General features: G+C 52.7%; 11 protein-coding genes. 4 read left to right on the top strand and 7 right to left on the bottom strand.

What is annotated here, in order from left to right; translation table 11 throughout:
- Window positions 1-94 precede the first annotated feature (94 nt).
- From O3S68_RS14840 to O3S68_RS14820, 5 genes are all read right to left on the bottom strand, one after another.
- A complete protein-coding gene (locus O3S68_RS14840) occupies window positions 95-775 on the bottom strand; it encodes a porin (protein ID WP_020455077.1) in 681 nt (226 codons plus the stop codon).
- Between the two features lie 475 nt (window positions 776-1,250).
- Window positions 1,251-2,432, bottom strand: coding sequence for an acetyl-CoA C-acetyltransferase (locus tag O3S68_RS14835; RefSeq protein ID WP_020455078.1), 1,182 nt, complete (start codon window positions 2,430-2,432; stop codon window positions 1,251-1,253).
- Between the two features lie 157 nt (window positions 2,433-2,589).
- Window positions 2,590-3,402 (bottom strand): MetQ/NlpA family ABC transporter substrate-binding protein, encoded by an 813-nt coding sequence (locus O3S68_RS14830; protein ID WP_025263848.1) that lies wholly within the window; start codon window positions 3,400-3,402, stop codon window positions 2,590-2,592.
- 18 nt (window positions 3,403-3,420) lie between these two features.
- Window positions 3,421-4,089, bottom strand: coding sequence for a methionine ABC transporter permease (locus O3S68_RS14825; protein ID WP_020455079.1), 669 nt, complete (start codon window positions 4,087-4,089; stop codon window positions 3,421-3,423).
- Complete coding sequence (locus O3S68_RS14820) at window positions 4,082-5,104, bottom strand: methionine ABC transporter ATP-binding protein (RefSeq protein ID WP_045512519.1); 1,023 nt, start codon at window positions 5,102-5,104, stop codon at window positions 4,082-4,084. Before O3S68_RS14820 ends, O3S68_RS14825 begins: the two co-directional genes overlap by 8 nt.
- Window positions 5,105-5,499: 395 nt before the next feature.
- Here O3S68_RS14820 and O3S68_RS14815 point away from each other — a divergent pair, with 395 nt between their 5' ends.
- A complete protein-coding gene (locus tag O3S68_RS14815) occupies window positions 5,500-6,870 on the top strand; it encodes a cystathionine beta-synthase (protein WP_269231819.1) in 1,371 nt (456 codons plus the stop codon).
- Between the two features lie 10 nt (window positions 6,871-6,880).
- Entirely contained in the window at window positions 6,881-8,023 is a 1,143-nt protein-coding gene (locus O3S68_RS14810; protein WP_269231818.1) for a trans-sulfuration enzyme family protein, read from the top strand.
- 20 nt (window positions 8,024-8,043) lie between these two features.
- Here the strand turns inward: O3S68_RS14810 and O3S68_RS14805 are convergent, their stop codons facing one another.
- Window positions 8,044-9,372, bottom strand: coding sequence for a sensor domain-containing diguanylate cyclase (locus O3S68_RS14805; RefSeq protein WP_269231817.1), 1,329 nt, complete (start codon window positions 9,370-9,372; stop codon window positions 8,044-8,046).
- Window positions 9,373-10,007: 635 nt separating this feature from the next.
- Between O3S68_RS14805 and O3S68_RS14800 the strand changes: the two genes are divergently transcribed.
- Entirely contained in the window at window positions 10,008-10,133 is a 126-nt protein-coding gene (locus tag O3S68_RS14800; RefSeq protein ID WP_020455084.1) for a hypothetical protein, read from the top strand.
- 118 nt (window positions 10,134-10,251) lie between these two features.
- Here the strand turns inward: O3S68_RS14800 and O3S68_RS14795 are convergent, their stop codons facing one another.
- On the bottom strand, window positions 10,252-11,895 hold the full coding sequence (locus O3S68_RS14795) for a sensor domain-containing protein (protein WP_045512527.1): 1,644 nt from the start codon (window positions 11,893-11,895) through the stop codon (window positions 10,252-10,254).
- Between the two features lie 567 nt (window positions 11,896-12,462).
- Between O3S68_RS14795 and O3S68_RS14790 the strand changes: the two genes are divergently transcribed.
- Window positions 12,463-12,855 (top strand): hypothetical protein, encoded by a 393-nt coding sequence (locus O3S68_RS14790; protein WP_269231816.1) that lies wholly within the window; start codon window positions 12,463-12,465, stop codon window positions 12,853-12,855.
- Window positions 12,856-13,018 lie beyond the last annotated feature (163 nt).

Here is a 13,018-nt window from a genome sequence, read left to right as displayed (position 1 = left end):
AAGTGATTGCGGTGAATATGGCGGGCATAAATATAAAAAACCCCGGCCAATGGCTCCGGGGTTTTTGTGAGGGTAACACAGGTAGTTCAGACAATCAGAAAGAGTAAGCTACACCGAGGCGGAAACGGGTCTGGCGTTCGTCGGTGCTTTTCACACCCACGTTGCCCACTTCCACATACGGGGACCAGTTTTTATCCAGTTTGTACGCCACCTTGGCGTTATATTCGTTGGAATAGGTTTTGTTGTTTTCACGAATAACATCTTCGGTGCTCTTCGCGTAAACATAGTTCAGCTCAATACGGTAGTCGCCCATCGCCCAGCCGACCCAAGTATCAAATTTATTGACCTTGTTATCAACGGTATTGGAATCCGGGTTACGTGTGTATTCGTAGCGATAACGACCGGCAATATAGACGCCGTTATCAAAGCTGTATTGCACATGAAGATACGGTTTATAGATGGAGTTGGTATCTTTACTTTCGATATTAAAGCCCGGTGTTAACGCAAAATTCTGCGTCGCAGCCCAGCGCCAGTTAATGGACTCTTCGTGGCCGTTACCCACGATTTCCGTTAACGGTTTGTCGGCGTCATCGCCGCCAGATTTCCATTTCGCTTCAACACCGAAACCTAAGCCATTATCGAAACGGTGAGAAACCGCTACGCGATCGGCGTTGGAACCGCTGTCGATATATTCATGACGTAAATCCACGGTGACGGCTTGTGAAGCAAAGGAAGCGCCAAGGAGTGAAGCAAGAGCCAGAGTTTTCTTAAACATGAGATTACCTCAATAATTAAAATTATGTTCCATTTTTATGGAATTTCATTTTATTTTTTTGGTAACTTTATTTTAGTGATCGCGATCGTAAATATTTGTATGGAACGGAACTATGTATAACGGCGTGATGAATATCAATATATCCCCCCAAAAACGGCGGATTAATATGATAAAGATCACACCAATTTTCTATTAACTGTTAACTTACAAATTCAAATACAAATTAAAAACATAAAATAAAACAGATACCTACAAAACAAAATCATTAATAATAAGCACGCTTATCGCTTGCAGACATAATGATCACGCAGGGTACGATATTAATAATCAGCGCTGAAGAAGTAATTTTGAATAAGTCAGGAAAATTATTAGCGGGAAAGGTGTAAGTTTTAATTAAATTGAAACGCGAGCGGTAATGGGTGCCAAAAATAATAAAACCTTCCAGCCGGAAGGTTTTATTTAACTTAAAGTCAGATTAATCGCGTTCGATTGCCAGCGCCACGCCCTGGCCACCGCCGATGCATAAGGTTGCCAGTCCTTTACGGGCCTGCCGTTTTTGCATTTCATGCACCAGCGAAACCAGAATACGACAGCCGGAAGCGCCAATCGGGTGGCCCAGCGCTATCGCCCCGCCATTGACATTCACCCGCTTCTCATCCCATTCAAGGATTTTACCGACCGACAGCGCCTGCGCCGCATAGGCTTCGTTCGCTTCAATCAGATCGACATCATCGAGCTGCCAGCCCGCGCGCTCAAGGCAGCGGCGCATGGCATAAACCGGCGCAATGCCCATTAACGCCGGGTCGACGCCGACACTGGCAAACGCGCGGATGCGCGCCAGCACCGGTAAATTCAGTTCCTGCGCTTTTGCTTCGCTCATTACCAGCACCGCCGCCGCACCGTCATTGATCGGCGAGGCGTTACCGGCGGTGACGGAGCCGCTTTGTTCAAAAGCGGGGGCGAGTTTCGCCAGCGCTTCCGCGCTGGGGTCGGTACGCGGTTGTTCATCGGTATCGATAACCTGCGTCTGGCCTGCTGCATCCAACGCACTTACCGGCACAATTTCATCGCGAAAACGCCCGGAATCGATAGCGACACGCGCTTTATGCTGCGAGCTTAACGCCCATTCATCCTGGCGTTCACGGCTGATGCCATATTCACGCGCCAGGTTTTCCGCCGTTACGCCCATATGATAATCGTTGAAGGCGTCCCACAACCCGTCATGCACCAGGCTATCAATAAGCTGACTGTTGCCGAGCTGCGCGCCGGTGCGGCTGTCGGTCAGTACATGCGGCGCACGGCTCATATTCTCCTGCCCACCGGCGATCACCACATCGGCTTCGCCGCACTGGATCGCCTGAGAGGCCAGGTGCAGGGCTTTCAGCCCGGAGCCGCAGACGTCATTAATGGTGATTGCCGAAACCGTATTCGGCAGGCCGCCTTTGATCGCCGACTGCCGCGCAGGGTTTTGCCCGGCGCCTGCTGTCAGCACCTGGCCTAAAATCACTTCGTCGATATCTTGTGGCTGCACGCCGCTACGCTCAATCAATGCGCGCACCACCTGGCTGCCCAACTCAACGGCAGAGAGGCGTGACAATGCGCCCTGAAAACAGCCGATAGGCGTGCGAACCGCGCCGACTATCACGACATCTTTCATCTCTACCCCCGCAGTTGTTCAACCCGGCAATAGTAGTGCATTGTTAACAAGTATTAACTCGATTGTTTAAAATTGGTGAGATTAGTCACAGCGAAAGTCAGAGGCGGGAAAGCAGCGGCAAGTTGCGCGGCCAGCAAGGCCGCGCAGAAGGGGAAAATCAGTTGTTAACCGGGATCACCGCGCCTTTATATTTGGTGCGGATCCAGTCCTGAATCTCTTTGGAGTGCAGCACGTTTACCAGCGCCACGATATCTTTTTTCTTCTCGTCGCCACGGTGTACGGTGATGATATTGGCATACGGGTTGTTTTCACCGCTTTCCACCGCGATCGGATCGTGAACCGGATCCAGACCGGCATCAATCGCATAGTTGGCGTTGATCACCACCGCATCGCCTTCATCATTGTTGTACATCTGCGGCAGCAGCGCTGCTTCGACGTTCGGCAGGAACTGCAGTTTTTTCGGGTTATCAACGATGTCATCAATACGCGCCGTCACTTTGTCGATACCCGGTTTAAGCTTGATGACACCCTCTTTTTCGAAAATAGAGAGAATGCGCCCCTCTTCAGACACCGCATCACGCATGATGATTTTGCCGCCCTGCGGCAGATCTTTCAGCGATTTGTATTTTTTGGAGTAAATACCAATCGGCTCAATATGGATAGCGCCTGCGCTGACAAAATCATAGGTTTTGTCGCCCGCGTGGTCTTTGATAACGCTGTTCAGGTACGGAATGTGCTGGAAGTAGTTGGCATCCAGTTCACGGCTGGCCAGCGCCGTGTTCGGCAGGATGTAGTCCTGGAATGGTTTAATTTCCAGATCAATTCCCTGTTTCGCCAGAATCGGTTTTGCCTGCTCAAGGATTTCGGCGTGCGGCACGTTTGACGCGCCAACGGTCAGCGTATCCGCCCAGGAGGAGAAGCTCAGCACGCTGAGGGTGGCTGCGGCAATCAGTGTCAGTGTTTTTTTCATGATGTTGGTTTCCAATAATTATCGTTTATCTAACAGAGAAGTAATCACGTCGCCGCAGAACTGGATGATGAAGACGATGATAAGAATGGTCACCGTCGCCACCAGCGTGACGTCGTTATGGTTCCGCTGGAATCCTTCCAGATAAGCAAGATTGCCCAACCCGCCAGCGCCGATAACGCCGGCCATGGCGCTGTAGCTCACCAGCGCAATCAGCGTCACGGTAATCCCGGACACCAGCGCTGGAGATGACTCGGGCAGTAACACCCGAAATACCAGTGTGCTCAACCGCGCGCCCATCGAACGCGTCGCCTCAATCACCCCTTTATCCACTTCGCGCAGCGCAATCTCGACCAGGCGCGCATAAAACGGCGCGGCACCAACGATTAGCGCAGGCAGCGCGGCGTTCGCGCCAAGAATGGTGCCAACGAGGGTTTTGGTAAACGGGATCAGCAGCACAATCAAAATGATGAACGGAATAGAACGGAAGACGTTCACCACAATCGAAATCACGCTGTACAACGTGCGATTCTGGAACAGGCCGCCGCGCGCGGTGAGAAACAGCGCCAGACCGAGCACGATCCCCAGTACAAAAGTCGCCGCGCCCGACAGCGCTGTCATATACAGTGTCTCTTGCGTCGCCGCCCAGAGTTGCGCCCATTTCAGGTGCGGAAAGAGAGATTCAGCCATGTGTCACGACCTCGCTTTCAATATCCGTCTTGCTCAGGTCTGCAAGGATATTGTTCAGTTGTTCCGGGGTCGCCTTCACGTTCACCCATAATTGTCCAAATACGCCGTGCGCGGTTTGCGACATCTTGCCGTGCAAAATGTTAAACGGCAGACCATAGCGCAGCGTCAGTTCGCCGACGATCGGCTGGTGTGTGCTGTGGCCGGTAAAGGTCAATTTAATAACCGTACCGTCCAGATCGCTGTTCAGCTCCGGGTTGAACGCCTCTTCTTCTTTATACTGGCTCACCTGGCGCACAAACTGTTTGGTGATCGGCTGCTGCGGATGGGTAAAGACGCTCAGCACATCGCCCTCTTCCACCACTTTGCCGTTCTCCATTACCGCCACGCGGTCGCAAATCTTGCGCACCACATGCATTTCATGGGTGATCAACACAATGGTCAGTTTGAAACGGCGGTTAATATCGAGCAGCAAATCGAGGATCTGATCGGTGGTTTGCGGATCCAGCGCCGAGGTGGCTTCATCGCACAGCAGCACATCCGGGTTATTCGCCAGCGCGCGGGCAATGCCAACACGCTGTTTCTGCCCGCCGCTAAGCTGCGACGGATAAGCCTTTTCGCGCCCTTTCAGCCCGACCAGCTCAATCAGTTCCGCCACGCGGGCATTAATCTGCGCTTTTGGCGCACCGGCAATTTGCATCGAAAACGCAATGTTTTCGCTCACCGTGCGCGACCACAATAAATTGAAGTGCTGAAAGACCATACTGATCTTCAGCCGCGCCTGGCGCAACGTTTCTCCGCGCGCGGCGGCAATGTCCTGACCATTAATCACAACGCTGCCGGAGGTGGGTTTTTCCAGACCGTTCAGCAAGCGAATCAGCGTACTTTTCCCGGCGCCGCTGTAGCCAATAATGCCGTAAATCTGCCCCTGCTCAACCGTCAGATTGACGCTGTCGACGGCGGTAATCGATGCCTTTCCCTGGTCGAAAATCTTGGAGATATTCCTGAGGACGATCATTCGTTGGTGTTTCCGTTTGGCAGTTTAGCAGTATGGATGTCCAGAAGATAATAATCAGCCGTAGTTATAATTCAAATAACCAAATAGACATTACTTATAACTAAACACGCTAACAGCGGTGGAACAGGGGTTTTGACGATAAGACTTTATTTCGCATTGCATTGCCGGAAATTGCATAACTGCGATGGAGAGAAGAGGAAAAGTGTCTGAAATCAGCGCTAAAACCCGCTTTTCTGGCAATCGATCCATCCGGACGACTGTATGGCTCGCCGTCCTGATGGCTAAACAGAGGTTTATATTTCCAATCGCTCTAAACGCCGAATAAAGGTTATTTAAACAGGCAAAATGACAGACCTATCATCCGATCATCACGAATGTTAACGGGTGAATCTACAATGTCAGTCTTCCATTCTGTAACCGAATTGATCGGTCAAACACCGCTGTTGCAGTTACATAAACTGGCGAGCGGGCCATGCGAATTATTTCTCAAACTGGAAAACCAGAACCCTGGCGGTTCGATTAAAGACCGGGTCGCGCTGTCGATGATTAACGAAGCCGAACGCCTCGGTTTGCTCGCACCCGGCGGGACGATTATTGAAGCCACCGCCGGTAACACCGGGCTGGGACTGGCGCTGATCGCTGCGCAAAAGGGTTATTCACTGGTGCTGGTAGTACCGGACAAAATGAGCCGCGAGAAGATTTTCCACCTGCGCGCACTGGGCGCGAAAGTGGTGCTCACCCGCTCAGACGTGAACAAAGGCCATCCGGCTTACTATCAGGATTACGCGCGCCGCCTGGCGCAAGAGACGCCGGGCGCGTTTTACATCGACCAGTTCAATAACGACGCTAACCCGCTGGCGCACGCGTCGACAACCGCGCCGGAACTCTTTGAACAACTGGACGGCAAAATCGATGCCATCGTCGTTGGCGTGGGCTCCGGCGGCACGCTTGGTGGACTGCAAGCCTGGTTTGCTAAACACTCGCCGCACACCGAATTTGTGCTGGCCGATCCGGCCGGCTCGATCCTCGCCGATCAGGTGGAACATGGTCGTTACAGCACGCCAGGTTCCTGGCTGGTTGAAGGCATTGGCGAAGATTTTATTCCACCGCTGGCGCACATCGACGGTGTGCGCAAAGCCTTTCGTATTACCGATCGCGAAGCCTTCGCCACCGCCAGAGAACTGCTGCAACAGGAAGGCATCCTGGCGGGATCGTCCACCGGGACGCTGCTCAGCGCCGCCCTGCGTTACTGCCAGGCGCAAACCGCGCCGAAACGCGTGGTGACGTTCGCCTGCGATAGCGGCAACAAATATCTGTCGAAGATGTTTAACGATGACTGGATGCGCCAGCAAGGGTTGCTCACGCGCCCTTCTAACGGCGATCTCACGGATTTTATCGCCCTGCGCCACGACGAAGGGGCCACCGTCACCGCTGCGCCAGAGGATAGCCTCGCCGCCGTGCTGGCGCGCATGCGTCTGTACGATATCTCGCAACTGCCGGTGCTGGAAAACGGTCAGGTGGTGGGGATTGTTGACGAATGGGATCTGATAAGACACGTGCGCGGCGACAGTGCGCGTTTCGCGTTGCCGGTAAAAGCGGCGATGACCCGCAACGTGGAAATCCTCGATAAACACGCGCCGGAAAGCGCGCTGTACGCCATTTTTGATCGCGGCCTGGTCGCGGTGATCGCCGACAACGGCCACTTTGTTGGCCTGATCACCCGCAGCGATGTGCTGACCACCTGGCGCAACCGTCTTGAACAATAAGGGAAATAAAATGAAAACACTGGCAACGCAGAGCGTCCACAGCGGCGCATTCAACGACCAACACGGCGCGGTGATGCCGCCGATTTACGCCACCTCCACTTTCGCACAGCCTGCGCCGGGCCAACACACCGGCTACGAATATTCGCGCAGCGGCAACCCGACACGCCATGCGCTGGAAACGGCGATTGCCGAACTGGAAGGCGGCACGCGCGGTTACGCGTTTGCTTCCGGCCTCGCCAGCATCTCCACGGTGCTGGAACTGCTGGATAAAGACAGCCATCTGGTGGCGATTGATGATGTGTACGGCGGCACCTATCGCCTGATTGAAAATGTGCGCCGCCGCAGCGCCGGATTACAGGTGAGCTGGGTAAAACCGGACGATCTCGCAGGTCTCGAAGCTGCCATTCGCCCCGACACACGGATGATCTGGGTGGAAACGCCAACCAACCCGTTACTGAAGCTGGCGGATCTGGCGGCGATTGCCGCCATCGCCAAACGTCATAATATTCTCAGCGTGGCGGATAACACCTTCGCATCGCCGGTTATCCATCGCCCGCTGGAGTTAGGGTTTGATATCGTGGTGCATTCGGCCACGAAATACCTGAACGGGCACTCGGATGTGGTTGCCGGCTTGGCCGTGGTCGGTGATAACCCGGCGCTGGCCGAAAAACTCGGTTATCTGCAAAATGCCGTCGGCGGGGTGCTCGATCCGTTCAGTAGTTTCCTCACCTTGCGCGGCATTCGTACGCTTTCCCTGCGCGTGGAGCGCCACAGCAGCAACGCGCTGGCGCTCGCCCGCTGGCTGGAACAACAGCCGCAGGTGGAGAAAGTGTGGTTCCCGTGGCTGGAATCGCACCCGCAGTATCAGCTGGCGCGCAAGCAGATGGCGCTGCCGGGCGGCATGATTTCAGTGGTCATCAAAGGTGATGACGCGCGGGCGACAGAGATTATCAATAAGTTAAAACTGTTTACGCTGGCGGAAAGCCTCGGCGGTGTGGAGAGCCTGGTCAGCCAGCCGTTTAGCATGACTCACGCGTCAATTCCGCTTGAACAGCGCCTGGCAAACGGCATCACACCGCAGTTGATCCGCCTGTCGGTGGGCATTGAAGATGAACAGGATCTGATTGCTGACTGGAAAAACGCGCTGGCGTAAGCACATAAATCGGGGAGCCATCAGGCTCCCTGCGATGTTAACGGGTTGTCCCACGCCGATACCACCTGGTTGCGGCCCTGTTTTTTCGCGGCATACAGCGCCGTATCGGCCCGGTGAATAAGACCGCTGGCAATCATATGCAACGGTTTATCTTCAAAATGCACTTGCCCCGTTTGCAGTGTCGCCACGCCGATACTGATGGTCAAAAAACCGGTCGGGCTGGCCGCGTGCGGTACGCTAAGCGCGTTGATATTGCCGCGCACATCTTCGGCGACATTCATCGCCTGCATCAGGTTGGTTCCCGGCAGGATAATCAGAAACTCTTCGCCACCGTAACGGCTGACGTTATCGCCGCTGCGCAAGGGTAACGAGGTGAGCGTGCGGGCAACCAGGCGCAGGCAATCGTCCCCGGCCTGATGCCCCTGGGTATCGTTGTAGTTTTTGAAATAGTCGATATCCGCCAGACAGACCGACAGCGGGAAATCCTCCTGCAAAGCGCGGGAAATCTCGCTCAGCAGACACTCATCCATATAGCGCCGGTTAAACAACCCGGTCAGGTGATCGTGTTGCGCGTACTGTTGTAACACTTTATTCGCGCTGGCGAGCTTGTGCTCTGCCTGGCGACGTTCGGTGATATCGACCCAAGTGACCGACAGCCCCACCACCATATCCATGGCGTCATGTACCGGTACCGCCTGAATATCGTAACAGCGATCGCGCCAGCCCAACTCGCGTGACGGCAACGCCTCGCCCTTATCCGCCAGCGCGAAATCCGTCAGGAAAAAGGGCCAGTAATCAGGCATCAAACGCTGAAAGTGATCCTCTGTTTCCAGCGCCTCACCCAGCAATTTCGCCATCGCCTTGTTGGACATCACCAGACGCCCGTGGCGGTCAATCATACACAGCGCCACCGGCGTGGTTTCGTAAATGGTCTCCAGTTGCAGCACCCGTTCACCGAGGTTGGAGATATTGCGATCGATACCGCGATAACCGCGCAACTCACCCTGCTCATCAAACAGCGGGATGCCGCTGGTTTCCAGCACCACAATGCTGCCATCGGCGCGTTGATTACGGTTGACCAGGCCAGAAAACGCACGCTTCTCCGCCACAATGGCACCAAACGCGCCCGCCACGCGTTCCGCTTCGCCCGGCGGCATAAAATCAAAAGGGGTTTTGCCAATCACCTGGTCAGGCGGTACGCCGAGCAATTCCGTTACGACGTCGGAAGACCACGTATAACGTCCCTGCGCGTCGACTTCCCACACCCAGTCAGAATTGTTGTGCAGCAATTCGAAGAGATGTTTGGCATCTTCTTCCCGGTGATCCAGCCGTTTTTTGTCATTATTCATGGTTTCTGTTCCGCATGGCCCGCTATGCGCGCAACAACTTGCCTGGTCAGCGTGGTGAAGGCAAGAAATATTCACCACAAAAATATATCTATCTGTTTTGCTAAGCTGCGCCTTAACCCAATGAAAGTGAATAAGATTCATACTTACTTTGGGCGTTTTTTTCTGCAACATCTCTGCTTCGAGATGTCGGTTTTGCGTCTGCTTACCCTGTTTTCAATCACCAGAAGTAATAATAGCCACACTGTACACGATTTCGTCAGACTTTTTCATGCAGCTTATTTTTTTATCTCTCGGCAACGTGGCCAGAACCTGCAATTTATTTATCGTCACCTTAATTACAATAAGAAATTATAGATCGTATCTATTTAAAGTAATTAATTTACCTTAAGGCAAATAACTCATGGATTTTTTAAATTTTCCGGTTAATATATTTTCTCTTCGTCGATTATCGCCATCGATATTTATCACGCAAGACAATAGCTATATATAAAGACGAATTAATTAATACTATCTATAAAATAAAAATAACGTTACCGCATTTACTTTGGCGGTACAGCCACAACGCTTTACTCATCACGCACGCCGCGCCGCAAGGCCTGGCGCGGATTTGTTATTAGTGCAGGGTTATAAAAACAATGAATAGCGATAACCGCAAAAATAAAACCACCAGCGTCAACCCGGCGCGCCAGGCGCACCGCCAGATGTCGTGGGGAATGTTATTCTTTTGCTTATTTCTGCTGGTATTGAAGTTTTTTAGCTGAATCGGCGAGATGGGTATTAAAACAATAAAATAATCCCCCGATAACGGGGGATATATTCCGGCTCGCACTCCTTGCGGGCCTGGGCCACTGCTGCTACCTTGCAAACTCACTTCTTTTATTATTGCGCTGCATGTCGGCTTTGTAACCACCCTGCCAACGCCGAGGCATTTAACGCCCGGGAATAGAGATATCCCTGAGCGATATCGCACTGCAAATCCCGTAGCTGATTACGCTGCTGTTCGGTCTCCACCCCTTCGGCTACCACCGTCTGGTGCAGGCTTTGGCCGATTTTCACCACCGTGGTGGCAATGGCTTTCATTTTGCTGCCTTCGCTGAGATCGCGCATAAAACTTTGATCGATTTTCAGCTCGGTCATAGGCAGGTGCGCCAGGCGTGACAGGCAGGAGAAACCGGTGCCGAAATCATCCATCGACAGGCCAACGCCGAGCTCGCGCACCGCACAAATCACTTCCATCGTTTCCGGGCGCTTATCCATCATCACCCCTTCGGTGATCTCAATGGTCAGGCTGCTGGCTGGGATCCGGTACTGGCGCAACAGATAGTTGATGTAGTGCGGCAGGCTACTGTTATAGAAGTTAATTGGTGAAAGATTTACCGACACCACCGGCACGTGAATACCGTTGCTGCGCCACTCCGCCATCTGGCGGCAAGCTTCATGGAGTGTCCAGCGGCCAATGGCTTCAATCTCACCGGTCTCCTCGGCCAGGGCGATAAATTTTCCGGGGGGAATATCGCCAAGAACCGGATCTGTCCAGCGCGCCAGCGCTTCAACCCCATAAAGCTCGCCATTCTTCAGCCATATTTGCGGTTGATAGTGCAAATGCAGCAGGTTACTGGCGATAGCGAGCTTTAACGCCGCCGCCAGTTTTAAACGTTCCTGATCGACCTGGTTCATCTCCGGGCTGAAAAACAGATAGCCGCCGGAGGCCGCCGCTTTCGCCAGATGCGAGGCGTGGTTGGCATGTTTAAGCAGGCCATCGCGCGAGGCGCCGTGATCCGGGTAGACGCTGATGCCGGTACTGACCGTCACATTCAGCGCCAGATCGGCGACATTGAACGGCATACGGAACAGGGCCTGGATCTTCTGCGCAATGCTGGTGGCACGCGTGTAATCACAATCCGGGATCACCAGCACAAAGGCGTCGCTATCGGCGTGGCTGACAAAGCCCTGACGTGAAAATTCACTCAGCAGACGCTGCGCTATCGCCACCAGCACGTTGTCCCCGGCGGCGTAACCAAGCGCATCATTCACATCTTTAAAATGGTCGAGATCGAGAAAGAAAAACGCGGCGCGCTGATGAATGTCGCCTGCGATCATCTGATCAATATAGTGATGCAGCGCGCTGCGATTGGGCAGCCCGGTTAAACGATCAAACGTGGAAAGCTTAGTGACGCGCTCCTGATCGATATGCACCACGACGCGGCAAGGCGCACGGTCACCTCTAGCGCCTTCATAACTGATGGTCGCTGCCAGCGAGGTCTCCTCGCCGGTAGAGGAGATCACCGTCAGCGCACGCTCACTTTCCATTTCGCCGGGCAGCATATCCAGCGAGCCGAATAACGGAATGGCCGAGGCCTTACAGCCCAGCACTGAAATACGTGGATAGCCCCATAATTTCTCTGCCGCGCGATTAAAGAAAAACACGGTTTCCGTACTGTCCAGCAGTACGACAGCATCGTGAACATTTTCGAGTGCGGCAAGCATATTCTCAGAGCCGAAAATATCATTTTCAGAATGCATAATCTTTTTTCTTAAAGAAGAGTTCGGCAACATCCTAATTGAAAGTAATAACAGGTTCAATATCACCCAGCCGTAATATTATGCAGCCATATCATTTATAGAGAACCTCAATAAATAAACAGTTATTTATCGTTAAAGAAACCTCAGCAGATGCCGATTAATTAAAAACGATCAAAAAACGAAGAATTGTGGAGTAATTATGGAGATTTTAATTATACGTGCTTATCAATAAAAATACTGACGTAACGCACAGCGATAATATTTACCTCTTTCCCCTCGCCATCCCGCGTACTTAGCGGCCCCGACGCGATGCACAGCAATAAATAAACGTTGCATTCATAGATGCATTTAATAAGTGTCTGGCTATTTATCGATAACGTCACTTGACCTTAACTGACCGCCACCGACAGTATATAAGGAAATTCTCATTTAAAGCGGAATACGGAAATTAATATTAAGACATACCGTCCGCTTTAGCGCGTAACCTTTGTTCGCGAATAAAAGAGAAAACAACCACCACGTGCTTATATTAGCGCATATTCAACACATCGGAGTCAGGCAAATACTATGTATGATGATTTAGGTTCTTTGGCTGAAAAACTGAAGATGTCCGGTGTTTCTTTCCAGGAAATGAGTGATGAAGATGGTGCAACAATGCAAGCAGTAACCACAACGGCAGTCACATCCGAGGTCAAAGACGATATGCAGGCCGCCGCGCTTGCAACAACGCCGGCGAGCCACAAGGAGGCTAACCAGGCCAGCGCACCGGCAGGCATCCCGGCTAACACCCTTTCCTGGCCTAAAAATAAACCGGTACCGGTCCCCGCGCCTGACGCCTTTAGCGCACCGGCTAACGGTATTCTGCAGAGCGTGGCCGCCCTTCACCGCCCGGCGGAGGTGGACGTTCGCGAGCGCAATCCAGTTCGGCTGGATATGTTATTTTCCGTTATTGGCAAATAATATCGCTCTGCCATGTGAAATCTTCACCTGGTAATAATAACGCACGATTTTTCTTGGCCTGCGGCCCGGTAAACAGTAACGATTTTAACTGGCCGGATAAATCCGTCTCGTCACGAATTTTAACTGGTAACCGGAAGACATTGTCCCGCCGGTATGCCTTTAT

The organism is Kosakonia sp. SOY2, assembly GCF_027109175.1.
Classification (GTDB): Bacteria; Pseudomonadota; Gammaproteobacteria; order Enterobacterales; family Enterobacteriaceae; genus Kosakonia.
This window is presented reverse-complemented; position numbering and strand designations above follow the sequence as displayed.

What these genes read in the sequence shown, in the direction of transcription:
- O3S68_RS14840 (WP_020455077.1), bottom strand. Translation starts at nt 775, where the DNA reads ATGTTTAAGAAAACTCTGGCTCTTGCTTCACTCCTTGGCGCTTCCTTT.
- O3S68_RS14835 (WP_020455078.1), bottom strand. Translation starts at nt 2,432, where the DNA reads ATGAAAGATGTCGTGATAGTCGGCGCGGTTCGCACGCCTATCGGCTGT.
- O3S68_RS14830 (WP_025263848.1), bottom strand. Translation starts at nt 3,402, where the DNA reads ATGAAAAAAACACTGACACTGATTGCCGCAGCCACCCTCAGCGTGCTG.
- O3S68_RS14825 (WP_020455079.1), bottom strand. Translation starts at nt 4,089, where the DNA reads ATGGCTGAATCTCTCTTTCCGCACCTGAAATGGGCGCAACTCTGGGCG.
- O3S68_RS14820 (WP_045512519.1), bottom strand. Translation starts at nt 5,104, where the DNA reads ATGATCGTCCTCAGGAATATCTCCAAGATTTTCGACCAGGGAAAGGCA.
- O3S68_RS14815 (WP_269231819.1), top strand. Translation starts at nt 5,500, where the DNA reads ATGTCAGTCTTCCATTCTGTAACCGAATTGATCGGTCAAACACCGCTG.
- O3S68_RS14810 (WP_269231818.1), top strand. Translation starts at nt 6,881, where the DNA reads ATGAAAACACTGGCAACGCAGAGCGTCCACAGCGGCGCATTCAACGAC.
- O3S68_RS14805 (WP_269231817.1), bottom strand. Translation starts at nt 9,372, where the DNA reads ATGAATAATGACAAAAAACGGCTGGATCACCGGGAAGAAGATGCCAAA.
- O3S68_RS14800 (WP_020455084.1), top strand. Translation starts at nt 10,008, where the DNA reads ATGAATAGCGATAACCGCAAAAATAAAACCACCAGCGTCAACCCGGCG.
- O3S68_RS14795 (WP_045512527.1), bottom strand. Translation starts at nt 11,895, where the DNA reads ATGCATTCTGAAAATGATATTTTCGGCTCTGAGAATATGCTTGCCGCA.
- O3S68_RS14790 (WP_269231816.1), top strand. Translation starts at nt 12,463, where the DNA reads ATGTATGATGATTTAGGTTCTTTGGCTGAAAAACTGAAGATGTCCGGT.